General features: G+C 42.0%; 23 protein-coding genes, 1 pseudogene and 1 other annotated feature. Of the genes and pseudogenes, 1 reads left to right on the top strand and 23 read right to left on the bottom strand.

Annotated elements, in window-relative coordinates; genetic code table 11:
- Nucleotides 1-1,131 (bottom strand): radical SAM family heme chaperone HemW, encoded by a 1,131-nt coding sequence (hemW, locus tag LPB220_RS06580; RefSeq protein WP_024055621.1) that lies wholly within the window; start codon nt 1,129-1,131, stop codon nt 1-3.
- A 319-nt stretch (nt 1,132-1,450) separates the two neighbouring features.
- Here hemW and LPB220_RS06585 point away from each other — a divergent pair, with 319 nt between their 5' ends.
- Nucleotides 1,451-2,974: an ATP-binding cassette domain-containing protein gene (locus LPB220_RS06585; protein ID WP_150906268.1), complete on the top strand. Its 1,524-nt coding sequence runs from the start codon at nt 1,451-1,453 to the stop codon at nt 2,972-2,974.
- A 285-nt stretch (nt 2,975-3,259) separates the two neighbouring features.
- Here the strand turns inward: LPB220_RS06585 and LPB220_RS10840 are convergent, their stop codons facing one another.
- The 22 genes and pseudogenes from LPB220_RS10840 to LPB220_RS06705 form a co-directional block, all read right to left on the bottom strand.
- A complete protein-coding gene (locus LPB220_RS10840; protein ID WP_150906269.1) occupies nt 3,260-3,622 on the bottom strand; it encodes a pyrroline-5-carboxylate reductase dimerization domain-containing protein in 363 nt (120 codons plus the stop codon).
- Between the two features lie 74 nt (nt 3,623-3,696).
- Nucleotides 3,697-4,589, bottom strand: a pseudogene (locus LPB220_RS06595) (RluA family pseudouridine synthase).
- Nucleotides 4,579-5,040, bottom strand: coding sequence for a signal peptidase II (gene lspA / locus LPB220_RS06600; RefSeq protein ID WP_003001852.1), 462 nt, complete (start codon nt 5,038-5,040; stop codon nt 4,579-4,581). Before lspA ends, LPB220_RS06595 begins: the two are co-directional and overlap by 11 nt.
- A gap of 3 nt (nt 5,041-5,043) precedes the next feature.
- Nucleotides 5,044-5,946: a LysR family transcriptional regulator gene (locus LPB220_RS06605; protein WP_003011186.1), complete on the bottom strand. Its 903-nt coding sequence runs from the start codon at nt 5,944-5,946 to the stop codon at nt 5,044-5,046.
- Nucleotides 5,947-6,225: 279 nt separating this feature from the next.
- Entirely contained in the window at nt 6,226-7,632 is a 1,407-nt protein-coding gene (gene lacG, locus LPB220_RS06615) for a 6-phospho-beta-galactosidase (protein WP_049498251.1), read from the bottom strand.
- Nucleotides 7,633-7,845: 213 nt separating this feature from the next.
- Complete coding sequence (locus LPB220_RS06620; RefSeq protein WP_150906270.1) at nt 7,846-9,546, bottom strand: lactose-specific PTS transporter subunit EIIC; 1,701 nt, start codon at nt 9,544-9,546, stop codon at nt 7,846-7,848.
- Nucleotides 9,546-9,863: a PTS lactose/cellobiose transporter subunit IIA gene (locus tag LPB220_RS06625; RefSeq protein ID WP_003007713.1), complete on the bottom strand. Its 318-nt coding sequence runs from the start codon at nt 9,861-9,863 to the stop codon at nt 9,546-9,548. Before LPB220_RS06625 ends, LPB220_RS06620 begins: the two co-directional genes overlap by 1 nt.
- A 34-nt stretch (nt 9,864-9,897) precedes the next feature.
- Nucleotides 9,898-10,731: a PRD domain-containing protein gene (locus tag LPB220_RS06630; RefSeq protein ID WP_150906271.1), complete on the bottom strand. Its 834-nt coding sequence runs from the start codon at nt 10,729-10,731 to the stop codon at nt 9,898-9,900.
- Between the two features lie 310 nt (nt 10,732-11,041).
- A complete protein-coding gene (lacD, locus tag LPB220_RS06635) occupies nt 11,042-12,022 on the bottom strand; it encodes a tagatose-bisphosphate aldolase (protein ID WP_021153392.1) in 981 nt (326 codons plus the stop codon).
- Nucleotide 12,023: 1 nt separating this feature from the next.
- Entirely contained in the window at nt 12,024-12,953 is a 930-nt protein-coding gene (locus LPB220_RS06640; RefSeq protein WP_021153393.1) for a tagatose-6-phosphate kinase, read from the bottom strand.
- Nucleotides 12,954-12,963: 10 nt separating this feature from the next.
- On the bottom strand, nt 12,964-13,479 hold the full coding sequence (lacB, locus tag LPB220_RS06645) for a galactose-6-phosphate isomerase subunit LacB (protein ID WP_003002763.1): 516 nt from the start codon (nt 13,477-13,479) through the stop codon (nt 12,964-12,966).
- A 16-nt stretch (nt 13,480-13,495) separates the two neighbouring features.
- On the bottom strand, nt 13,496-13,921 hold the full coding sequence (lacA, locus tag LPB220_RS06650) for a galactose-6-phosphate isomerase subunit LacA (RefSeq protein WP_003007724.1): 426 nt from the start codon (nt 13,919-13,921) through the stop codon (nt 13,496-13,498).
- 202 nt (nt 13,922-14,123) lie between these two features.
- The gene (locus LPB220_RS06655; protein WP_150906272.1) at nt 14,124-15,599 is read right to left on the bottom strand and encodes a PTS transporter subunit IIC; all 1,476 of its coding nucleotides are present in this window, start codon (nt 15,597-15,599) and stop codon (nt 14,124-14,126) included.
- 99 nt (nt 15,600-15,698) lie between these two features.
- The gene (locus LPB220_RS06660) at nt 15,699-16,004 is read right to left on the bottom strand and encodes a PTS sugar transporter subunit IIB (protein ID WP_003002828.1); all 306 of its coding nucleotides are present in this window, start codon (nt 16,002-16,004) and stop codon (nt 15,699-15,701) included.
- 35 nt (nt 16,005-16,039) lie between these two features.
- The gene (locus tag LPB220_RS06665; RefSeq protein WP_023918370.1) at nt 16,040-16,516 is read right to left on the bottom strand and encodes a PTS sugar transporter subunit IIA; all 477 of its coding nucleotides are present in this window, start codon (nt 16,514-16,516) and stop codon (nt 16,040-16,042) included.
- 341 nt (nt 16,517-16,857) lie between these two features.
- Entirely contained in the window at nt 16,858-17,604 is a 747-nt protein-coding gene (locus LPB220_RS06675) for a DeoR/GlpR family DNA-binding transcription regulator (RefSeq protein ID WP_003007732.1), read from the bottom strand.
- 215 nt (nt 17,605-17,819) lie between these two features.
- Nucleotides 17,820-18,113: a 50S ribosomal protein L27 gene (gene rpmA, locus LPB220_RS06680; RefSeq protein WP_003002805.1), complete on the bottom strand. Its 294-nt coding sequence runs from the start codon at nt 18,111-18,113 to the stop codon at nt 17,820-17,822.
- A gap of 17 nt (nt 18,114-18,130) precedes the next feature.
- Entirely contained in the window at nt 18,131-18,475 is a 345-nt protein-coding gene (locus LPB220_RS06685) for a ribosomal-processing cysteine protease Prp (RefSeq protein ID WP_003002581.1), read from the bottom strand.
- Between the two features lie 15 nt (nt 18,476-18,490).
- A complete protein-coding gene (gene rplU, locus LPB220_RS06690) occupies nt 18,491-18,805 on the bottom strand; it encodes a 50S ribosomal protein L21 (RefSeq protein ID WP_003007734.1) in 315 nt (104 codons plus the stop codon).
- Between the two features lie 34 nt (nt 18,806-18,839).
- Nucleotides 18,840-18,927 (bottom strand) — a sequence feature (ribosomal protein L21 leader region).
- A 137-nt stretch (nt 18,928-19,064) separates the two neighbouring features.
- Entirely contained in the window at nt 19,065-19,607 is a 543-nt protein-coding gene (locus LPB220_RS06695) for a hypothetical protein (RefSeq protein ID WP_049485467.1), read from the bottom strand.
- Nucleotides 19,608-19,659: 52 nt separating this feature from the next.
- Nucleotides 19,660-20,880, bottom strand: coding sequence for a tRNA uracil 4-sulfurtransferase ThiI (thiI, locus tag LPB220_RS06700; RefSeq protein WP_150906273.1), 1,221 nt, complete (start codon nt 20,878-20,880; stop codon nt 19,660-19,662).
- Nucleotides 20,881-20,898: 18 nt separating this feature from the next.
- Nucleotides 20,899-22,041, bottom strand: a complete 1,143-nt coding sequence (locus LPB220_RS06705; RefSeq protein ID WP_150906274.1) for a cysteine desulfurase family protein — start codon at nt 22,039-22,041, stop codon at nt 20,899-20,901.
- Nucleotides 22,042-22,188 lie beyond the last annotated feature (147 nt).

Here is a 22,188-nt window from a genome sequence, read left to right on the forward strand (position 1 = left end):
CTACTCCAAAATAAACTTCTCTGCTACAGTGTCTCCTAAAAAGAGACCTTTCTTGGTCATTCGTACAATGTCCTTGTCAGGTACCAAAAGGCCCTGCTGGATCAATTTCTCAACCACTGATCCATATTGTTGGTCAAAATTCACACCAAACTTTTCTTCGAAACGTTTCTTGGAAACGCCTGTTTTCTTACGCAGTCCCAGAAACATCTCTTCTTCCATCATTTCAGTCTGAGTCAGATGTTCCTCCTGGACACGCGCATTTCCCTCTTCGACCGCCTGCATATAGTGACGGATAGGCCCATGATTCTTGTAGCGAACACCGTTGACATAGCCGGATGCACCAGCTCCTAAGCCATAATACTCTGCATTATCCCAATACATGAGGTTGTGGCGACTTTCAAAACCAGGCTTGGAGAAATTGGAAATTTCGTAATGCTCAAAGCCCGCACGCTCCAACTCCTGAATGATGTATTCAAACATCTCCGCTTCTAACTCCTCTTTTGGTAGAGGAAGCTTGCCCCGTCTCATCCGATTCATAAAGACGGTGTGATTCTCTAGAATCAAGCTATAGAGGCTCATATGGGGAATGTCGAGGGCAAGAGCCTTAGCGACATTTTCCTGGACCTGCTCCATGGTTTGCGTCGGAAGGGCATAGATGAGGTCGATCGAAATATTGTCAAAACCAGCCAGCTTCAGACGATCGATATTGTCATAGATATCCTGCTCTTGATGGCTCCGACCAATCTTTTTGAGCAAGCGATTATCAAAGGTCTGTACGCCTAAAGAAACCCGATTAACCGGTGAATCCTTCAAAACAGCAATCTTATCCGGATCCAAATCACCAGGATTGGCCTCGATGGTCAACTCCTCCATCTGAGAAAGATCAAGTGACTTGGTCAGCTCCTTGAGCAGATACTCTAGCTGATCCGCAGTTAAGGCTGTCGGTGTCCCACCCCCAATATAGAGAGTCCGTAAATTTGTGATTTCTTCCCGACGAAATTCTTGGATCAAATGATCCAAATAAGCATCGACCGGTTGGTTCTTAATAAAAACCTTCGAAAAATCACAATAAAAACAAATCTGGGTACAAAATGGGATGTGGACATAAGCGGACGTTGGTTTTGTATGCATACCTTTAATTATACCATAAAATCCCCCTAAGTCCGAGAAGAAAAGGGTGGATGACGCAAGGATTTCCTTGACAAGAAGGAATGAAAAGAATAGAATAAAACTAATCACATTCGGAGGTAAGGAGATATGAACAACTAAGTTTCGTTAAATAAGATACTTTATTTAGTGGACTGCTTGTTCTATCTCTTTTCGTGTGCCCTCTCGCCTATTGTCCAACTTTTTGTTGGCTTAATAAGGTCTTTTTCTGTTTGGGTTTCACTTGAATACAGCTCTACTAAATAGGTAGAGCTGTTTTTTTGTCCCAGTAGAAAGGAATCTTATGCTAAAACTATCCCACCTCACCATCCGCCACACAAAAGATTTACGCGATTTGGTTCGCGATCTGTCCCTAACTATTCATGAAGGGGAAAAAGTTGCCATTATTGGCGAAGAAGGAAATGGAAAGTCTTCTTTGCTTCATGTCCTTATGTCCCCAAAATCCCTACCAGATTATATGACCATAGAAGGTGAAATCACCACTTCTTTTCACTCCTATGCCTATATTCCCCAGACTTTGCCGGAAGCCTTGAAGGGAAAAAGCTTGGAAGAATATTTTTTTGGAGAGGATGAGCTAGACTATGCCACCCTCTACAGACTGGCTGATCAATTGCAATTTGATAGCGACCGCTTTGCGAGCGACCAAGCTATTGGAAGTCTATCTGGAGGAGAAGCCCTCAAAGTCCAACTGCTTCACGAACTTTGCCGTCCTCATGAATTGCTATTTTTAGATGAACCTTCAAACGATCTGGATTTGGAAACCCTGGACTGGCTCCAGCAGATGATCCAAACGAGCCCCCAAACCATCCTATTTATTTCCCATCATGAGGATTTTTTGACGCAGACGGCGGATACCATTATTCATCTAAGACAGATCAAACACCGCAAGGAGGCTGAAACCATTGTAGAGCACCTAGGCTATCAAGACTACAGTAGCCAGAGGGAGCAACAATTCAAGCAACAGACTCAGCAAGCTGCCAACGATCAACGAACCTACCGAAAAACAATGGAGAAGCATCGCCGCGTCCGTCAGCAAGTTGAAACATCCTTACGAAACACTAAGGATAGCACTGCTGGACGTCTCCTGGCAAAGAAAATGAAGTCCCTCCTCTCACAAGAAAAGCGCTACGAGCGAGAATTCCAATCCATGACTCCCCAACCCTATGATGAGGAAGTCATCAATCTGCATTTTCCTCCCCTCACTCCCTTGTCTCCTCAAAAACGAGTCCTTCTATTAGATCAGGAAGAACTCGCCATTGGTGATCGGGTCCTTGTCAAGAACCTCTCCCTTACTCTTCTAGGACAGGATAAAATAGGGATTATCGGTTCCAACGGTGTGGGGAAATCCACTTTCCTAAAAATGATATGGAAAAGTCTACAGAAGAATGAAAGTATCCGCACTGCCTATATGCCACAAGATTACACTGAAGGCCTCCCTCTGACTCAGACACCGGTTCAATTTCTACAGCATTCAGGTGATCGCGAAGAAATCAACACCATTCAATTGCATTTAGCCTCCCTCAACTTTACTTATTCTGAAATGCACCATCCGATCTCTGAACTTTCTGGTGGCCAGCAAGGAAAACTCTTCCTCCTTCAATTAGTACTCACAAGTCCCCAGTTTCTGCTCTTGGACGAGCCTACTCGCAATTTTTCACCCACTTCCCAACCAGAAATTCGACGCCTATTCGCAGACTACCCAGGCGGACTGGTTACAGTCTCCCACGATCGGACCTTCCTCAAAGAAGTCTGCCAAAAAATCTATCGTCTGACTGAAAATGGTTTGGTAGAAATAGAGTCGCTCTAACGTAAAAAAGATTGGCTAAAACCAATCTTGTAGAACGAGGAAAAAATGTTCTATTATACAAATCTAACAAATCCAGAGTTATCCAAGCCTCTATTGAAACTTTTCCGCCGTGAGAAAAGTGCCTGAAACGTAATAGTTTCAGGCACTCGGAATTATTGAGACCTTAGGCTCAATAATTAGTCATGGAACTTCGAAGAAGTTCGCTGACGTCCATTCTCACCTAAGGAAAGTTTCTAAGAGGACTTTGTCTTCAATTTGAAAGATTTGCAAAAACCAATCTTTTTTCTAATTCTTCCCTGCCTCTTTTCCCATTTCTTGGGTGCGTTTATAGGCTACTTCTACTCCTGCAATAATGTCGCCCCGTAGGCCGACTTGTTCTAAGCGGTTGACTCCTGCGATGGTAGAGCCACCTGGACTACAAACCGCATCCTTCAAGCTTCCAGGATGTTGCCCCGTCTCTAAGACCATACTGGCGGCCCCTTTGAAAGTCTGAGCCGCCCCTGATGAGACCAAGATCAACTCATGCCCCGATTCGTGTAAGAGAGCCAACTGCTGGGTAATGACCTTGACCTTCTGTCTGGAGAGACTCCCATCGGGATTGGTCAAAGACGAGGTCCCTACTTTAAAGACGATTCGTTTTGCTTTCATCTCTATGTTTCTTTCTAATACTATTTATTTCGTATGTAATGAAAGTGACTGAATCTCCATTCAGCCATTCTTCATTATCCTTTTCGAAGGTCTTCCAGCGTTTTCTCAAAGATCGCTGGTACTTCTGCCGTAAATTCCAAAGTCTCTCCGGTGCGAGGGTGGGTAAAGCCGAGTGTCCGCGCATGAAGAAACTGTCCTTTTCCTTTGAGTGTCTTCTTAGGACCATAAGCAGGGTCTCCAGCTACTGGATGGCCGATATAGGCCATGTGCACCCGAATTTGGTGGGTGCGCGACCGGTCTCTAGTTGCAACTCTACCAAGGTGTAATTTCCAAAGCGCTCCAAGACTTGAAAACGGGTCACTGCAGGTTTTCCTTTCGCCGTCACTGCTTGTTTTTTCCGGTCCTTTTCACTGCGACCAATTGGTGCTTCGATCATGCCCCGATCGTTCGGAAGATTGCCATGGACAATGGCCCAATACTTCCGGAGAGATTTTTTGTCTTTGAGTTCCTCTGCTAAGGCGACGTGGGCTTGGTCATTTTTTGCGACCATCAAGAGGCCTGACGTGTCTTTGTCGATCCGATGAACGATCCCTGGACGCAATTCCCCATTGATCCCTGAAAGGTCCTTGACATGGTATAAGAGCGCATTGACCAAGGTCCCGCTGGTATGACCCGCACTGGGGTGAACAACCATACCCTGTGGCTTATTGACCACCACAACATCCTGGTCCTCATAGACGATGTCTAAGGGCAGATCTTCTGCTTCATAGCTGACCTCTTCCACTTCTGGGACTTCATACTGGATGATATCTCCTTCTTTGACCGTATACTTAGCTTTTTTCACGGTTCCATTGACCAGAACTTTTCCTTCTTTGATCTGCTCATTGGCCACAGCTCGTGACAAGGGAGTCAAATCCGCCAAAGCCTTATCCAGTCGCGCACCGGCTACTTCGATTTTAATTTCCATGCGTTTCCTCTTTCAACATCAGGATCAGGAGCAAGAAAACTCCAACTGTCAAATAACTATCTGCTACATTAAAAATGGCAAAATTCATAAAATCCAGGTGGAACATATCGACTACAAAGCCCTGACGCAGGCGATCGATAAAATTCCCCAATCCACCCGCAATCACCAAGGTCAAGCCTGTCACCATCCAAAGCGATCCCTTGAGGTGCTTATAGAGATAGTAAAAGGCCCCCACCATCACGACTAGCGTGATGAGGGTAAAGAACCATTGCTGATTTTCAAGAAGCGAAAAAGCTGCACCTGTGTTTTGAAGATAAGTCAGACTGACCACATGGGGAATAAAAGACTTGACGACACCCAGTGGAATGTTCTTCACCACATACCATTTGACCAGCTGATCCAGTAGGACCAAAAGGACGATCGCTACTGGGACCATTGTTTTTCTCTTCATTTCTTACCTCTTTTGATCAAAATATTCTACCATGACCTCGACAAACTTCTCTGCTACAGGAGAGAGATCCATCTCTTCGCGTTTGACATAGACCATTTTATTGTCTAAGTTGTCTTCCAAAGGAATCACGGTAATGCCATTCACGGACTGGCTATCCAAAAAGCCAGATCCCGTCGCATAAGCATCCGTCCGCTCCAAGATTCCATTCAAGGTAGCCCGGTCGGTCACATTGAACATTTGTGAGCTCGAGCTGGTATCGACAAAGTTCTCTGAATAATAGAGGTACTCATCTTTTTCTTGGGTAAAACGAACAGTTGGCAACTGAGCTAGATCTTCCATAACCAGTTTTTTCTTCTTAGCCAAAGGATGTCCTTTGCGAAGATAAATATGAGTCTGAAAAGGAATCAAATCCACTACTTCAAGCCCTAATTTATCGACCCGTTGCATAATCCCCTTGGTATTTTGACGATTGAGATAAATAATCCCCAACTCACTATGCCCTTGAGCCACTTCGTCCAAAATTTGAACCGTCGTTGATTCAAAGATGCGGAAGTTTTTATTTTCCGGATAGCGGATCGAGAATTCCGTCATCAAAGGTGGCAAGAAGTCATAGTGTTGACTAGAAATAGAGAATTCTTTCTTCTCTTCTTCAGGACTGGCATATTGATTTTGAAACACATCAAACCCTTTGACCACGTCCTGCGCTTTTTCATAAAATTCCATTCCCCGACGGGTCAAAAAAGTCCCAGAACTGGTCCGACGAAAAATCTTAAACCCCAGTTCTTTTTCCAGATCTCTGACGGAGATGGACAAGCTAGGCTGACTCACATACATTTTTTCAGCAGCCTCACGAAAAGTACCACTGTTGGCAATCGCCACTACATATCGTAATTGTTGTATATTCATTCTATTTTCCTTATTACAGTATCGATCTATTATACCATAAATTAGGGGCTGAAAGAAGAGATCCGTTTAAGAGACCTTCTTCTAGTAAAAATAAAAAAGAGAGTGGGACAGAAATCGGTAATTCGTTAGAATTCGATTTCGTCGTCCCACCTCCGCACAGTTGAGTAGGACTGTAAAAGCTGATGAAATCAGCGTAGTAGAGCCCACTCAACCACTGCGTCTTGCTCGACAATCCAAAAATAATTGAGAGGCTAGGACTTTTGTCCCAGCCTCTTATACTTATTCAATCACTTGGCTTTCAGCTACTTTCTTGTACCAATGAGCCGATTTCTTTGGATAGCGCTCTTGGGTTTCAAAGTCCACATAAAAGAGACCATAGCGTTTTTCATAACCATTAGACCAAGAGAAGACGTCCATGAGAGACCAGATGAAGTAACCTTTGACATTAGCACCATCTGCAATCGCATCAGACAAGACCTCCAAGTGTTGCTTCACATAATCAATCCGGCCATCATCGTAAACAGTGTTGTCCACAAATTCATCTTTGTATCCAAGTCCGTTTTCAGTGATGTAGATCTTCTTGTAGTTTGGATAATCTTTCTTGACACGCATGATTTGATCATACAAACCTTGAGGGTAGATGATCCAGTCCCAATCAGTACGAGGTACATAGTCAGGAGCTACACGACGTCCAACACCTTTGATTTGGTATTTAGAGCTTCCTTTTTCCCCTTTACCGTTGTGGATGATTTCAGTTTCACCATCAAAGGCTTCCATCCAGTCACTCATGTAGTAGTTAATTCCAAGGAAGTCGTTTAGATCTTTAGCTGCTTCAAGTGCTGCAAAGTCTTCGTCCCGAAGATCCAGACTACCACCATTAACTGAAAGAATGTGGTTTACCCCTTCCATGGTTTCATCTGAATAATGACCGAGGTAAGTAGCATCCAAGATAAATTTGTTGTGAATGATATCTTCCAACTCAGCAGCACGTACGTCTGCAGGATTTTTAGGATCCAATGGATACTTAGTTGGAAGAGCATGAACAACCCCGATTTCACCTGTATACCCTTTGTCTTTGTACAATTTCACAGCACGTGCATGAGAAACCATCATATTGTGGTGTGATTGGAAGACTTTGGCAAGGTCATATTGAATACCTGGTGGGAATTTACCTACTAAGTATTGACCATCACCGATTGGGCCAATTTCATTGAAGGTTGTCCAGTAGTTGACTTCTGGGAATTCTTCAAAACAGAAGGCAGCATAATCTACAAAGTGTTCGATATTTTCACGATTCAAGAAGTCTCCATTTGAGTGAAGAGCTTCAGGAGTATCAAAGTGGTGAAGAGTTACGAATGGTTCTACATGACGTTTATGGCATTCTGCAAATAACTTATGATAGAATTCTACCCCTTTTGGATTGACTTCACCATAACCAGTTGGGAAAATACGTGACCAAGCAATAGAAATACGAATTCCGTTTACGCCATATTCTTCAGCCAACTGTAAGTCTACTGGATATTTATGGTAGAAATCACTTGCTGGTTCAGCAGTATACCAATAGTTGTCTGCTAAGTATTTGTCCCATGCAACTGGTCCTTTACCATCTGTATGAGTCGCACCTTCTGCCTGGTAGGCAGCTGTCGCCCCACCAAAAATAAAATCTTTAGGAAGTGTTTTTGTCATTTTTTCACCTATTTCTTAATTGAACCAAATGAAAAGTGAGCGGAGAGGAGTTAGTGAGCCATCCATCTCCATCTCACTTCTTGTTCCAAGCCACCGAATTGTGACATGAGGAGGTAAAAACGATATATTTTTACCGACGAATTAACAAGTCGATTAGGAAAATCGCCATAGCGATTTCCGTTACGATAGGAGACTGTTTCACAGTCCCTATCGTTAATCGAATTGCGCTTGAACGAATGCAAGAGCGCCTTTACCATCACGTGTCAATTTGATGTATTGAGCACCTTCTGTCTTAGCCAATTTAATGCCTAGTTTATCTGTTTCTGCCCTCATGTCTTCATAGTTAGAAGCTACTTGAGGGGCAAGGATAACAAGGTCAAATTCTGGCAACATTTCACGGTGAGCACCGTAACCACCAGCAGCGGCCTTTACAGGAACATTGTATTCTTTAGCAGCTTTATTCAAAGCATTTGCAAGAAGACCACTTGTACCACCACCTGCACAAAGAACCAATACGTTTGTTTCTTTTGTGATATTGTTTTGAGCTGGTTCATTTTCAACACCAGCTTTTTCAAGAACAGCATCTGCTTTAGCAGTGTTAAAGTTTGCAGCAACTTTTTCTTTTAAGCTGTCGTTTGCTTTACCAGAACGTTCTTCTTCAAGAATTTGTTCATCATAAACCTTAACGAATGGATAGTAAATGATCACGTCTACTACAACAAGGAGTGCAGCAAGGATGAAGGAAAGTACTTGGAAGTTTGTACCAAGGACAATTCCGAGAGGTCCAGGAGTTACCCATGGAAGGTTAGCAGAGAATGAGTTCATTCCCAAAGTATCAACAAAGAATTTGAAGATCCATACGTTTGCAATTGGAGCAAAGATAAATGGAATGAAGAAGGTTGGGTTCAATACAATTGGAGCCCCGAAGAGAATTGGTTCGTTTACACCGAAGAATGTAGGAACAACAGATGCACGTCCGATTGCACGGTTACGTTCAGACTTACACAACCACATGAAGAGGAAGGGAACAATCAAGGTTGCACCAGTACCACCCATGGTAACGATAAACATTTGAGTCCCAGATGTGATGACTTTATCAGCATGTTGTCCGGCTTGAAGCAAGTGCAAGTTGTTATCGATATTTGCATATGTGATCGCCGCAATCGCTGGTTCTACGATTGAAGGACCATGGATACCTACAAACCAGAAGAAGGCATAAGCACCAAAAATAAGGGTAATTCCAAGATATCCATCTGCTGCAGAGAACAATGGAGCTAGAAGTGTTCCGATAGATTCCGCAACTGTTACACCGATAGCACCTTTAACAATCAATTCAAATGCATACAAGAGAACAATTGAAACTGTAAATGGAATCAAGTCTTTAAAAACTTGTGAAATATTCGGTGGAACCTCGTCTGGCATGCGAATCGTCACATTATTTTTCACACAGACCTTATAAACATTAACGGTGACAAAGGCTGCAATGAAGGCTGTCAATAGACCTTTTGTACCCATGAAGGCTGTTAAGAATCCACCTTCTTTAGCAGGTTCGGCAGCCATGAGCAAGAAGCCAACCATAGAAGCCAACATTGTAGAAATGAAGTTGATTTGGTTAGTTGCTGGAAGGTCGCGGTTCATTGAATCAGTCAAAGCCTTAGCCGTTGTACCACCAACGAAGAAGGCCAAGATGCCCATAGAATAGTTATATGGAGTCATCAAGAATGTTTCAATATCTTTAGACCAGTGGAATCCCCAAGCGTTTGGTACATACGCAATTAGGATGAAGATAGATGAGAAAAGGATAACAGGCATCCCTGCAATAAAGCCATCCCGAATCGCTCGCAAATATTTGTTTCGAGAAATCTTTTCAAAGAAAGGTTTCCCTTTTTCAATCAGTTCAATCAGTTTATTCATTATTTCGCTCCTCTTTTATATAGTTCAATCAGATGGTGAATCACGTCTTTTAATAGGATCGTTGTCATGAGATGGTCTTGACCATGCATCATGGTAATGCTATAGGGGATTTCTTCTCCTGCTGCTTCATGCGCTAGCATGGTCGTTTGAGATTTGTGAGCCTCAGCGATACAGGACCCTGCTTCTTCTACTAAGGATTCTGCTTTAGCAAAATCACCATTTTCAGCAGCTTTTAAGGCTTCCACTAATTTTGATCGAGCGTCACCGGCATAAGCGACAATTTCAAACCCAAGTAATTGGACTTCTTCTTTATTCATGTTGGTTCCTCCTTATGATACCTTTTGAAAATTTTTATAATAGACGTTGAATATGAAGGGCTAAATAGACTTTTTCATTAGGAGATATTTTGGCTCCTGTCTGTTCAGCGATGGTTTGGTAGATTTGATGACTAATCTCATGAGCCTTTGGATAACTTAGCTGAATCAGTTGTTCCATCTCGCTCAAACCTTCTGGATCTTCTCTTCCCTTATCTAGCGAATCTAGGAAATAATTGAGATGGATCATAAAGCGATCATAGAAATGACTGTTTTCTTCTTTCCGTTTCAATCCATTTTGAGCTAGTTTTTCTTCTACAGCTTTCAAAATAACTTGTCGATCCTGGACATCTGGATCTTGCTCATGAATCATTTCCCCTTGTGCATTAATGAAATGATAAGCGATACGATTCACTTCATCGTCAGGAAGTTGATCCAAGAGCCGCTTTCGAAAAATCTCAATCGCTTCTTTTGCGATTTTATAGGGAATCGGGTGCATAGCAGACGCATCAGGAAGGTCACTGTGTTTGTATCTTCCCTGTTGAACTGCCTGGTAAGAACAAAAGATGTGATCTGTTAATGTCACATAGATATATTCTTGAACAGGATAGGCATATTTCTTAGACAAGGTATCAATCACTTCATAAGTAGTTGTAATGAAATCAAGAGGAACATCCTTTAGAAGGGCCATAAAGTTTTCTCTTGACTCATCCGTGTTTAAACGAAATACTTTTTCGACCTTATCATCAGCCACTAGATCATTTTTCTTTTTCCCAAAAGCAATCCCACTCCCAATAACAATCAACTCTTGTTGTAGTTCATTTTGAACCAAAGCAACATTATTGTTCATTGGATGGATAATACGATACATGAGGCTCTCCTTTGTAAAATTTGTTAAAAGCAAATAAAAATGACCACGAAGCAACTGAAAAAACTAGCCTACACTAATTGTTCAATCTACTTGTGGTCACGCCTAATCTAACTTAGTAACGCTCACTGCTATTCAACTTATGAACTTATTCTATCATAAGTTTTTTGTTTTGTAAACCCTTACAGCGAAAATTTTTAAACATTTTTTTATAAAAAATAAACAAGATCTTAAAATAATGAAGAACATTGGAAGGAATTGCTTTCTTCCAATGTTCTAACTGTTGCTTTAGGAGGCAATCATCATTTGAATCTTATACGCGTTCTGTCCAAGGTGTTGCTACTTTAGCCAAGACTGCGTTCAATTCTTCAATATTTTGACGCCCTTCTGTACGAAGCCATTCACGAGCAGCTGCTTCTCCATCTTTGATGTAAGCTTCTACTGAACCTGCCCATGTCGCACGTCCACAAAGAACACCGTTGAAGTTTGCACCTGATTCGTGGGCAAATACAAGAGTTTCTTGGAAGAGCTTAGCTGATACACCTGCACTGAGGTAGATGTATGGAAGGTTGGTCGCTTCTTCTTGTTCTTTGAAGAAAGCAGCTGCTTCTTCACGACTATAGACAACTTCTCCTTCTCCAAATCCTTCCACGAAGTTCACATTAACTGGAACTTCCACTTTCAAGACATCGATATTGAAACGAGGATCTGAGAAGACTTTCATAGCCTCAATCACCTTACGAGGTTTCACTTTTGCATATTCAGCAGAGGTTGCATCTGCAATTCCTTCATCATAAGCCAAGATTTCAAGGAAGAATGGAATGTCTTCTGCCACACATTCTGAACCGATGCGTTCGATATAAGCTTGTTTTTCTTGGTTGAGTTCATCTGCACTGTCTACATCATAGTAGAGCAAGAACTTCACAGCATCTGCGCCTTGTTCTTTGATGCGTTTTGCTGACCAAAGGTTCAAGCAGTCAGGCAAGCGTTTGGTGCTAGACGTATCGTATCCTGTCTTTTCGTATGCGAGCAAGAGTCCTGCATCTTTGTCCAAGGCTTTCGTAGCTGGCAAACCATATTCTGGGTCCAACAACATAGAGGAAGCATATTTTGTCAATTCATCTGCTACAAGGACTTTCAATTCTTCCATTTGTGCTACTGTTGGTTCTGTGTCTTGATATTTGGCCATCAAGCGTTTCAAAGCTCCACGTTGGTCGAAGGCCAAAGCTGAAATGACACCATCTTTTGTGCTGAGACGTTCCAAATAGTTGCGTTTTTGTTCTGTTAATACCATTTTATACCTCTTTTACGATTAATTGTTGATACAAGGCATCATAGTGCCCCATGTTGACATGTCCTGTTTGTGCTTCTTGCGCATTTAACATTCCAAGAACATTTGCTTTCTTGAGCAAATCTGCGTCACTCTCATGATGATAGAGACCAGATGCAATCCCTGCAACAGTCGAATCACCCGATCCAACTGGATTGACGACATCGATCATAGGAATATCTACCTTATAGAAGACATCCCCATGCTTAGCGAAAGCGCCATTTGCACCAAGGGAGACAATCACCCATTCGATGCCATCAAAGAGAGAATCCTGAAGAACTTCTTTTAAGTCTTCCACATTCTTACTCACTTCTTTTCCTAACAACTGAGATAATTCTTCATTGTTTGGTTTAATGACCGTAGGCTTGACAGTTGCTTGAATGGCAGCTTCTAAAGAAGCTCCCGAGCAATCGAGTACGACTGGTTTCCCAGCTTCCCTTGCAATCTTGACAAGGCTAGCATAGTAGTCCACTGGTAAACCAGCAGGGAGACTTCCAGAGATGGCAACAACCTCTACTTGGTCAACCAAGTGACGATAATGGTCGAGAAAGTCTTTCCCTTCTTTCTCAGAAATGGTTGGACCTTTTTCTAAGATTTCTGTTTGCTTGCCTTCGTGAAGGATGGCGATACAATTACGTGTATCACCAGCAATTTCAAAGAAACGTTCCTCTATCCCTTCTCCTAAATGATCGAGAATGAATTGCCCCGTCCGACCACCAAGTAGGCCAGTCGCTGCCACTGGATCCTTTATCTCAGAAAGTACACGGGTAACATTGAGACCTTTTCCACCAGCTGTCTTACTCACCTCAGCTACACGATTGACTGTATCCAACTGGAGTACATCCAAAGGATAAGAAATATCAATCGAAGGGTTCATCGTGACCGTTAATATCATACGTCACCTCTTAGTCGTGGTATTCACCACGGTCCCATTTTTCAAGGAATTCTGTAAAGAAATCAGCATCCGCTTGATGAGCATTATGGGTTTCCACATGTTGGATCTTAGCGATCAATTTTTTATTTTCTTCAGTTGGTTTGTATTCAGCGTGGATGAATGCTTCAATGATATCGCACATGAGCAATTCACCAGTAATTTTACCACCAAACCCGATGACATTCGCGTTCAATTCTTCTTTTGCATAGAGAGCAGTTGTCATATCGCGTACCAAGGCAGAACGGATACCAGGTACTTTGTTAACAGCATTGTTAATCCCAACACCAGTACCACAGATACAAACACCAAGATCTGCTTGGCCACTTGCTACGGCTTCACCAACTTTCTTACCAAAGATTGGATAGTGGGTACGTGTATGGTCATAAGTCCCAAAGTCGAGCACTTCGTATCCTTTTGATTTCAAAAAATCAGAAACAGCCATTTTTTCATTTGTCACAATGTGATCACAACCAATTGCAATTCTCATTTGAATTCTCCTCTCATTAGCACATCTTATTCAACATATCAACACGGATTTGGTGACGGCCACCGTCGTATTTACCATTGACGAAGCCTTTGGCAATGTTCTTGGCTAATTCATCCCCAACAATTTCAGCTCCCATGGTAATCATTCGAGAATTGTTGTGTCCACGTGTCATATAAGCAGAACGTTCATCTGAAACTTCTGCTGCCACCATTCCTTTGATTTTAGTCGCAACCATAAATGGACCAGCTCCATAAGCATCAATCACGATTCCAAGATTTTGATCGTTTTTGTTCACTTCGCTCGCGACTGCAAGTGTCACATCTACAAAATCTTGACCTTCAGCGGTTACATCTACAACATCGAAGTTTTCTTTTACAAGAAACTCTTTCACGAGATCTTTTAATCTTAATCCTGCAGCATCTGCACCAATTACAATAGACATGTCCTGTCCTCCTTTTGTTTGTTTCAGCAAATATTTCTGTTGTTAATTTTTCACAAAGAAACATTTTCTTACTTTTGATATTATATTACACCTATTTCGAACGAAAGTCAACATTAAATTGTTTATTTTCGAACATTTTTTAAAAATAAAAACACCATATCTAGAAAAGATATGGTGTCAGTTTTCAAACTACATGGAACGATTATTTTGCATTTGCAGCATATTCTTCGTTACGTTTGATCATTTGTTTTCTGTACCAAGCGAAGATTCCGATATAGAATGCCAAGAAGACAACTACACCAAGGATAGCTTTGATATCACCAGTTGTTGCGTTACCGATTGTCCAACCGAGCAATTTTTCAACTGGTCCTTCAAGAGTTGAGTGAGTGATCAATTGAGTAGAAGCTACCCCTTTAGGGAAGGCATCAACACTCTTAGCCAATTGAGTTGCAAATGGTGCAATCAATGTACCTGAAAGAAGGAAGAGTGGCAAAAGAAGGCTTCCGAAGATGATCATACGGATCAATTTACCGCGTGTTACAACCAACAAGGCTGGAGTTACACCCATAGCGATGATCCCTGCAAGTGGCAAGATACCATTTCCGACTTTAGAAAGAAGCACTGCTTCGATCAACATGATTGGTGCAAGTACGTTGGCACAAGCCCAGATTTCAGCACGACCAGCGATAAATGGCCAGTCCAAACCGATGTTGAATTTACGTCCTTGAAGACGTTTAGTAGCAACGTTTGTAATACCTTGTGACAATGGTTCTACTGCTGCGATGAACCAAGAACCGATCAATGAGAACAATTCCAAGCAGACACCGGCAGTCAAACCAAGGCTCAACCAACCTTTAATAACCAATTCCCATTTGTCAGCATCTTGCACACCAGCAACTGGATGTGGAGTACCCATGATACCGATGACGATACCAAGAAGGAAACCGATAAAGAATTTAGATCCCCAGAAACCGATCTTCTTGTTCAATTTAGCAGCGTCGAAGTCGTATTTATCAAGACCTGGGAAGAATTTGTCAAAGATTTTATCCAAGACCATGATGATTGGGTTCATCATGTAGTTCATGTGAGTAGATGTCATAGGTGATGAACTTGGTGCATTCAACAAATCATCAAATGTTGGTTTCATCAAGTCTGAGTTGATGATTTTCATAACCCCTACAAGGACAACGGCAAGAGTTGCAACGAAAAGTGAAACTCCTTGGCTGACACCGTTGTTGTCAGCATACCATTTGATCAAAAGACCAGTGATAGACAAGTGCCAGATATCGAAGATATCGACGTCAAGTGTATCAGTTTTCTTGATCGCAAGCATGATAACGTTGACGATCAACATAATCAACAAGAAGTAAAGTGTCCAGGCAGACCCCCGAGTAATGGTCGCAAGAGGCGCCCAACCAACGTCTGTGATATTCAATTGAATACCAGTATTCTCAACGAATTTTGCAAGAGATGCTGAGAAAGCTCCATTCAACATACCGATGATAGCACCGATACCAGTAAGGGCGATGGCAAGTTTAATACCACCTTCAAGGGCTTTAGAGAATTTCACTCCAAATAAGAGAGCCAATAAAGTCAAGACGATCAACATGATGATCGGAGCACCCATGTCTAGGATGGGTTTGAAAAATTTATTGGCAAAATCAATAATGCCATTCATAATAAATCCTCCCGATTTATGAATTTTTTTGTAATTTACAGCAGAAAGTGTTCCCAATTTTATAATTGGATAACGCTTACAATCACGTTTAAAAAAATATTAACTTAATCCATGTTCTTTAATGGCAGCTTCGATGTTATCAAAGACTGGCGCACTCATCGCTGGAATACGGAACAAGATTGGTCCTGCTTCTACCACTGGAATACCAGGATCGAATCCCAAATCAGTTGCAGCAATTGGAGTAAAGATGTCATAACCAGAAATCAAATCTTCATTGACGTCTTTGACCATGACAGCGTCACAACGCACATCATAACCACGGTTTGACAACTCTTCTTCCAACGCATTCTTAATTTGGTGGCTAGAGTTAACACCTGCACCACAGGCAGCTAAAATTTTAATCATTTGGATGTCCTCCATTATAAATATTTACGAATGTTTTAGGAAATAGTTTCCGTAATGTATTGATAAAGCTTATCTTCACTATCTAATTTTGATAGAGCTTCGAGATTTCCATTGGATGTAAAGAAATCCATCAGTTGGGCCAAAATATTGGTTTGGCTTGAGCTCGTATTATTGATAATAAAAAATAAGAGTGAAACTTGAACTTCCTTATCTGGAGCAATCATATTATGGAAAGTTACGGGTTGATCCAAACGAACCACAACCACATTCTCAGTGAGATTATGGACAATGTCTGTGTGCGGGATCGCCACATTTGGTAAGTCCTTACCAAGAAATTCCATGTCTAATCCAGTCGGGAAAGACTTTTCACGCTCAATCAAAGCGGAACGATAGGTTGGTGTCACAATCTGTCGCTCTTCCAATAAGCTTGCTACCTGCTCAAAGAGATCTGTTTGATCCTTGGCATGTAGGCAAAACACAAGATCTTTGTTAAAGAGTTGATTTAATCCCATTGTTGCCACCTCCTTATCTAACTATTTATTTATAGCTTCAGTATATCACTATATTGATTGATTGTCAATCTTTTTTTGTCTAGATTTGTTTATTTTTGTTTATATATTACTCTAAAGCGCTTTCTATCCGTCATTTTCCAACATCATTAAATCAGTAAAAAGAGAGTGGGACAGAAATCGGTAATTCGTTAGAATTCGATTTCGTCGTCCCACCTCCGCACAGTTGAGTAGGGCTGTAAAAGCTGATAAAATCAGCGTAGTAGAGCCCACTCAACCACTGCGTCTTGCTCGACAATCCAAAGACAATTGAGAGGCTAGGACTTTTGTCCCAGCCTCTCATTTTATATGATTTTCGTATACAAGGCATATTTGTCTTTGATCTTCTTTGGAATACTATCATCAGTAATAATGGCATTCAGGTCTTCCACTCGATAGAAACTATAGAAAGAATAACTATCAAACTTGCTGTTATCAGCTACCACATATTTTTCTATCGCATTGTTCAGAATAATGGCATTGCCATTTCCTTCTTCTTCATTAGCTGTGGAGACACTATGGCCATCGATTCCATTGACCCCGATAAAGGCCTTAGAAACCTTGATTTCTTTCAAGAGTTTATTGGCAAATTGACCGACAAAGGTTTGTGTCTTTACCCGGTAGCGACCACCAACTAAGATCAAGTCATAATTCGGGAAATCCTTGAGCTTCTCAAAAATAGGCAGGGAGTTGGTGACGATGCTAATTTCTTTCCCTTCCAAATAATCCCCGATAAAGTCTGTTGTTGTACCTGAGCCAATAAAGACGGTATCCCCATTTTCGATCAAGTCTGCACATTTTTTGGCAATGGATCGCTTCTCATCAATATTGATCAGATTTTTCTCACTGTGAGAAGCTTCTAATAAACTATCTTTGACTTTTTTGTGGGCCCCACCATGTACACGAACTAAAAGACCTTGTTTTTCAAGATCGATCAGATCGCGACGAATGGTCATGTCTGTCACCCCAAAGAGTTCCTTAAGCTCTTTGACCGATACCACACTTTTTCGATCCAGTTCCTGAAGAATTTCAACATGTCTGCTATCTTTCATGGTACTACTTCCATTCCTACTATATTTGTCTCTATTATACTACATTTTTCAAAAAACACAAATTCAAACATTATATTAACAAGAGTAAACAAGATATTTTTAAATAAATAAAAGAAAAAAAGCCTTCCGTCAATCCGGAAAGCTTTGATTTATGCTATTTCTAGCTTCCTCACCTTTGGATCAAGGATCGGGATAAAAAGGTTAAGGAAACCTTTTTATTTTGCGATTGGGTAAACAGAAACTTGTTTTTTATCGCGCCCTTTACGTTCGAAGCGTACTACGCCTTCAACTTTTGCGAACAAAGTATCGTCTCCACCACGTCCAACGTTCACACCTGGGTAGATGTGAGTACCGCGTTGACGGTAAAGGATAGATCCACCTGTTACAGTTTGTCCATCAGCTGCTTTAGCTCCAAGACGTTTTGCTTGTGAATCACGTCCGTTTGATGTAGAACCTCCACCTTTTTTGTGGGCGAAAAGTTGCAAGTTAGCAAGATTCAATTTCAACATAATTGTTTTCCTCCATGTTAGTTTTCTGTGATAACTCTTGTTTGGACGAACTCCGATGAGTTCTCCGATAAGTTTGCCATCCCTAAGAAAAATGATTCAAAGAATAGTTGGGTCATTTCTCTTTGATGAGGTGGAATATCTGTCGGGATCGTCACCCGCAGGAAGCCACCTTCTTCTTCGTTTAATTCTAGATCCGGTTCGTAGCCTGCAAATTTCTCAACAGAGTTGACAAAGTTAATGGCTAGAGTCGAAACCGATGCACACACGACATCAAAGCCGTATTCACCGCTTCCAGCGTGCCCAGTGATTTCTGCACTCCTCAGCTCGCCATCTTCGGCTCGTTCAAAGACTGCTTGTATCATGTGTTCTCCTAAAAATTAAGCGTTGATAGCGTTGATGACAACTTTAGTGTAAGGTTGACGGTGACCTTGTTTACGGTGGCTACCTTTTTTAGGTTTGTACTTGTAAGTAACAACTTTCTTTTGTTTTCCTTGTTTTTCAACAGTTCCAACAACAGTAGCTCCTGAAACAAGTGGAGTTCCGACAACAGTGTTTTCACCACCAACAAGAACAACTTCGTTAAATGTAACTTCTTGACCAGCTTCAACGTTCAATTTTTCAACGTAGACTGCTTGACCAACTTCAACTTTAACTTGTTTTCCGCCAGTTTTAATGATTGCGTATGTGCTCATTATGCACCTCCTATGTATTTTTGGGTTTCCCCGTATTTTTGTGAAGACTCGCCTAGCATCGTGGGACGAACCACTTACTCTCATGGAAATGAGCGACGATGTTCGAGCGGTTGCACAGGCATGTGCATAGTCAACTCTCTTAGTATATCACTTCTATCAGACAAAGACAAGTATTTTTGCGCTTTGAAAACGAATTTCTTTTATAAAATGGATGATTTTATATCTTTTATGTTAAGATCGCTTGTAAGACCGACTTCTTCTACTTATCTTTAAATTTAAAGTCATTGAAGCTCATTTTAGCTTTAGACGAATCGTTCATACCCTTCATTTTTTCTTCTTGTTCCTTAGTGATTTTGATAGGAATCGCTGCAGCCGTATTGGGTTTCAATACACCAGATTCGCTCACTTCATAGTCAACTGTGACATCTTTGAATAGTGGCTCCCCATCATATTCCAAATTCAGAACAAAGGATCCATCACGATCGATGGTTGTGGTGGTACGATTCACGATAAAGAACAAGGCGAAGCGATTTTCCTCATTTCCAAAGGTATAGCCTGGGAAAAAGACAAATAATTTTCCAGCTTCTCCAAGCGTTGGATGTTCCTTAATAAATTTCTCAGATGCTTCCAAGACTTCGTTGTCCTGGTCTTTATACTGATCGGCTCTGACAAATGTGAGCGGTTCTTTTTTACTGCTGGTTGACTGGCTAGTCTTCTCTTCTTTTTTCGGGCCAGTAAACGATACTTTGACACAGCCTGTTAATAGAATCAAGCTCGTCATTAATACGATAATTTTTTTCATCTTGTCTCCTTTAAGTTGGTTAGAAAAAGAGGCTGGATACTCCCAGTCTCTCCTATAGCAAATCCTCGATCAGGTCATCGACCTCATCTTTTTCTGCTTTTGGTGTGATCTCGGTTACGATGATGCCTGCTACCGCACGCTCAACCAAAGCTTCTACATCCATCCGTTGCTCATACTGCTCTGCATTTTTGAGTTTCGGATTGGTCTTTGGACGATCTGGTGCAAAGATGGTACAACAATCTTCGAATGGCTGGATAGAAATTTCAAAGGTATCAATGGCTTGAGCAATATCGATGATTTCCAATTTGTCCATGGTCACCACCGGACGGATAACCGGCGTATTGGTTACCGCATTGATGGCCTGCATACTCTCTAAGGTTTGGCTAGCCACTTGTCCCAAGCTTTCACCATTGATAATCACCAAACCACCGCGAACCTCGCGAATACGGTCTGTAATGCGCATCATAAAGCGACGGGTCAAAGTCATGAGGTAAGCTTCTGGCGCTTTAGCCTTGATTTCCTCTTGGATCTCTGTGAAGGGAACCTCGATAAATTGGATATTGCCGCCAAACTTAGTCAACTTCCGTGTTAAATCATGGGCCTTTTTCAAGGCACCTGGGCTGGTATAAGGTGGGCTAGCAAAGTGGACTGCCTCGATATCCACTCCACGCTTCAAGGCTAGGTAACCAGCTACTGGAGAGTCGATCCCACCAGAAAGCATGAGCATTCCCTTGCCAGACGTACCAACAGGAAGGCCTCCTGCTCCTTTAATGGTTTCATAAAAGATATAGGCTGCTTCTTCTCGAATTTCAACTTGCAAGTTGATATCTGGTTTTTTCATCTGAGCTTGGATGGTTGGGATCGCTTCAAAGACAGCACCTCCCAAGGTTTGGTTGAGCTCGCGACTATCGAGTTCAAAGGTATGGTCACTGCGCTTACTTGAGATTTTAAAGGTCAAGCCGTCCTTGTAAATCTCCTTCATGATCTCTTGTACTGCCGCTTTTAAGGCCGGAACAGATTTTTCAATCTTGTAAACGGGTGAAAAATTTTGAATTCCAAAAACCTGCTTGAGGGATTCTGCTACTGGCTCATAATCCGTCCCATGCAGATAAGCATGCGCCCGATCGCGGTCGGCTGTCACTTTGACAGCTGGATAGATAGATAAAACATCTTGGATATTATTGCGAAGTTTATTGATGAAACGCATACGGTTCTTTCCTTTAGTAGAAAGCTCTCCATAGCGAATCATAATTTCTGAATAGGTTAAGGTCATGTTGATTTCCTTCTAAAATTAACGTACTTTTCGTGTTTGCTCGTAAATCAGTTTGAACTTAGTCAAGAATTGCTCGACTTGGCTCATGTCATTTTCAAGATCGAGGCTCAAGCGAACAGCTGTCTGTGCAATGCTCTTGTCCACTCCCATGGCAATCAAGGTTCCAGCTGGCTTACCAGCTTTGGACGAGCAGGCACTGGTGGTCGAGATGTAAATATCAAACTCTTCAAAGGCATGGACCACTACTTCTCCACGAACTCCTTTGATCCCGAAAGTCAAGATGTGAGGCGCAAAGTGATCCTCACCAGAAAAGATGGTGACATCTGGATAGTTGGCCAATTCTTTGCGGATGACTTCTTTCATCTGCTGGGTCTTGCTGGCAAAAGCTTCTTGGTTTTCCATGGCTAAGCGTAGGGCTTTTGCTGTTGCTGCGATGCCTGCCACATTCTCAGTTGTCGAGCGCATTTCTTTTTCTTGGCCCCCACCTGTTAAGAGAGGGGTGATCTTTTTGCCTTCTTTGATGTAGACAAAGCCGACTCCGCGAAGCCCATGGAATTTGTGACTAGAGAAGGTCGCAAAGTCCACACGCTCTGGTAGATAAACTTCTGTTGCTACCTTTGCCAAAGCTTGAACCGCATCGACATGGAAACTAACCGTTGGCCGATCTTCCAGAAGAGCCGCGATGTCATGGATGGGCTGGATAGAACCAATCTCATTGTTGACGGCCATGACAGAGACCAAGGTCGTATCCGGACGGAGAAGGTTAGCCAAGGCATCCACCTTGACAAAGCCACGCGCATCCACTGGAGCGTAATCCACTTCGAACCCCTGTGTCTTTAACCAAGCAGCCGATTCCTTGATGGCAGGATGCTCGATGTCAGAGACAATGATATGCTTGCCATAAGGAGCTTTCTCAAAGGCGACACCCTTGAGGATCCAGTTGTCTCCTTCTGTCCCACCAGACGTGAAGTAAATTTCCTCAGCTTTCTTGCCAATTAGCTCCGCAATTTGTTTCCGAGAAGCTTCCAAAATACGAGTAGCTTGACTACCTAGATTGTGCAAACTAGAAGGGTTTCCCCAGATTCGAGTCGCTACTTCTGTATAAGTCGCAAGGGCTTCTGGATAGGGTTTAGTCGTTGCTGAATTGTCAAAATAGATCATGTCCTACGCATCCATCACTTTCTTTTTACGTAACTTCTATTTTATCATTTCTGACCGCTTGGGACAAGGATTTGATAAAGAGAGATGCGGCAAAATCACTCTATAAAATTCAGTTCTTTTTAGACATTTTTCAGAAAATGACTTATA

It is taken from the genome of Streptococcus sp. LPB0220, assembly GCF_008727815.1.
Classification (GTDB): Bacteria; Bacillota; Bacilli; order Lactobacillales; family Streptococcaceae; genus Streptococcus.

What these genes read in the sequence shown, in the direction of transcription:
- lspA (WP_003001852.1), bottom strand. Translation starts at nt 5,040, where the DNA reads ATGAAGAGAAAAACAATGGTCCCAGTAGCGATCGTCCTTTTGGTCCTA.
- LPB220_RS06685 (WP_003002581.1), bottom strand. Translation starts at nt 18,475, where the DNA reads ATGATACAAGCAGTCTTTGAACGAGCCGAAGATGGCGAGCTGAGGAGT.
- hemW (WP_024055621.1), bottom strand. Translation starts at nt 1,131, where the DNA reads ATGCATACAAAACCAACGTCCGCTTATGTCCACATCCCATTTTGTACC.
- LPB220_RS06660 (WP_003002828.1), bottom strand. Translation starts at nt 16,004, where the DNA reads ATGATTAAAATTTTAGCTGCCTGTGGTGCAGGTGTTAACTCTAGCCAC.
- LPB220_RS06675 (WP_003007732.1), bottom strand. Translation starts at nt 17,604, where the DNA reads ATGAAAGATAGCAGACATGTTGAAATTCTTCAGGAACTGGATCGAAAA.
- LPB220_RS06655 (WP_150906272.1), bottom strand. Translation starts at nt 15,599, where the DNA reads ATGAATGGCATTATTGATTTTGCCAATAAATTTTTCAAACCCATCCTA.
- rplU (WP_003007734.1), bottom strand. Translation starts at nt 18,805, where the DNA reads ATGAGCACATACGCAATCATTAAAACTGGCGGAAAACAAGTTAAAGTT.
- lacD (WP_021153392.1), bottom strand. Translation starts at nt 12,022, where the DNA reads ATGGTATTAACAGAACAAAAACGCAACTATTTGGAACGTCTCAGCACA.
- lacG (WP_049498251.1), bottom strand. Translation starts at nt 7,632, where the DNA reads ATGACAAAAACACTTCCTAAAGATTTTATTTTTGGTGGGGCGACAGCT.
- LPB220_RS06705 (WP_150906274.1), bottom strand. Translation starts at nt 22,041, where the DNA reads ATGATCTATTTTGACAATTCAGCAACGACTAAACCCTATCCAGAAGCC.
- LPB220_RS06630 (WP_150906271.1), bottom strand. Translation starts at nt 10,731, where the DNA reads ATGTATCGTATTATCCATCCAATGAACAATAATGTTGCTTTGGTTCAA.
- LPB220_RS10840 (WP_150906269.1), bottom strand. Translation starts at nt 3,622, where the DNA reads ATGAAAGCAAAACGAATCGTCTTTAAAGTAGGGACCTCGTCTTTGACC.
- LPB220_RS06620 (WP_150906270.1), bottom strand. Translation starts at nt 9,546, where the DNA reads ATGAATAAACTGATTGAACTGATTGAAAAAGGGAAACCTTTCTTTGAA.
- LPB220_RS06695 (WP_049485467.1), bottom strand. Translation starts at nt 19,607, where the DNA reads ATGAAAAAAATTATCGTATTAATGACGAGCTTGATTCTATTAACAGGC.
- LPB220_RS06640 (WP_021153393.1), bottom strand. Translation starts at nt 12,953, where the DNA reads ATGATATTAACGGTCACGATGAACCCTTCGATTGATATTTCTTATCCT.
- LPB220_RS06585 (WP_150906268.1), top strand. Translation starts at nt 1,451, where the DNA reads ATGCTAAAACTATCCCACCTCACCATCCGCCACACAAAAGATTTACGC.
- thiI (WP_150906273.1), bottom strand. Translation starts at nt 20,880, where the DNA reads ATGACCTTAACCTATTCAGAAATTATGATTCGCTATGGAGAGCTTTCT.
- LPB220_RS06665 (WP_023918370.1), bottom strand. Translation starts at nt 16,516, where the DNA reads ATGGGATTAAATCAACTCTTTAACAAAGATCTTGTGTTTTGCCTACAT.
- rpmA (WP_003002805.1), bottom strand. Translation starts at nt 18,113, where the DNA reads ATGTTGAAATTGAATCTTGCTAACTTGCAACTTTTCGCCCACAAAAAA.
- lacA (WP_003007724.1), bottom strand. Translation starts at nt 13,921, where the DNA reads ATGTCTATTGTAATTGGTGCAGATGCTGCAGGATTAAGATTAAAAGAT.
- LPB220_RS06625 (WP_003007713.1), bottom strand. Translation starts at nt 9,863, where the DNA reads ATGAATAAAGAAGAAGTCCAATTACTTGGGTTTGAAATTGTCGCTTAT.
- LPB220_RS06605 (WP_003011186.1), bottom strand. Translation starts at nt 5,946, where the DNA reads ATGAATATACAACAATTACGATATGTAGTGGCGATTGCCAACAGTGGT.
- lacB (WP_003002763.1), bottom strand. Translation starts at nt 13,479, where the DNA reads ATGAGAATTGCAATTGGTTGTGATCACATTGTGACAAATGAAAAAATG.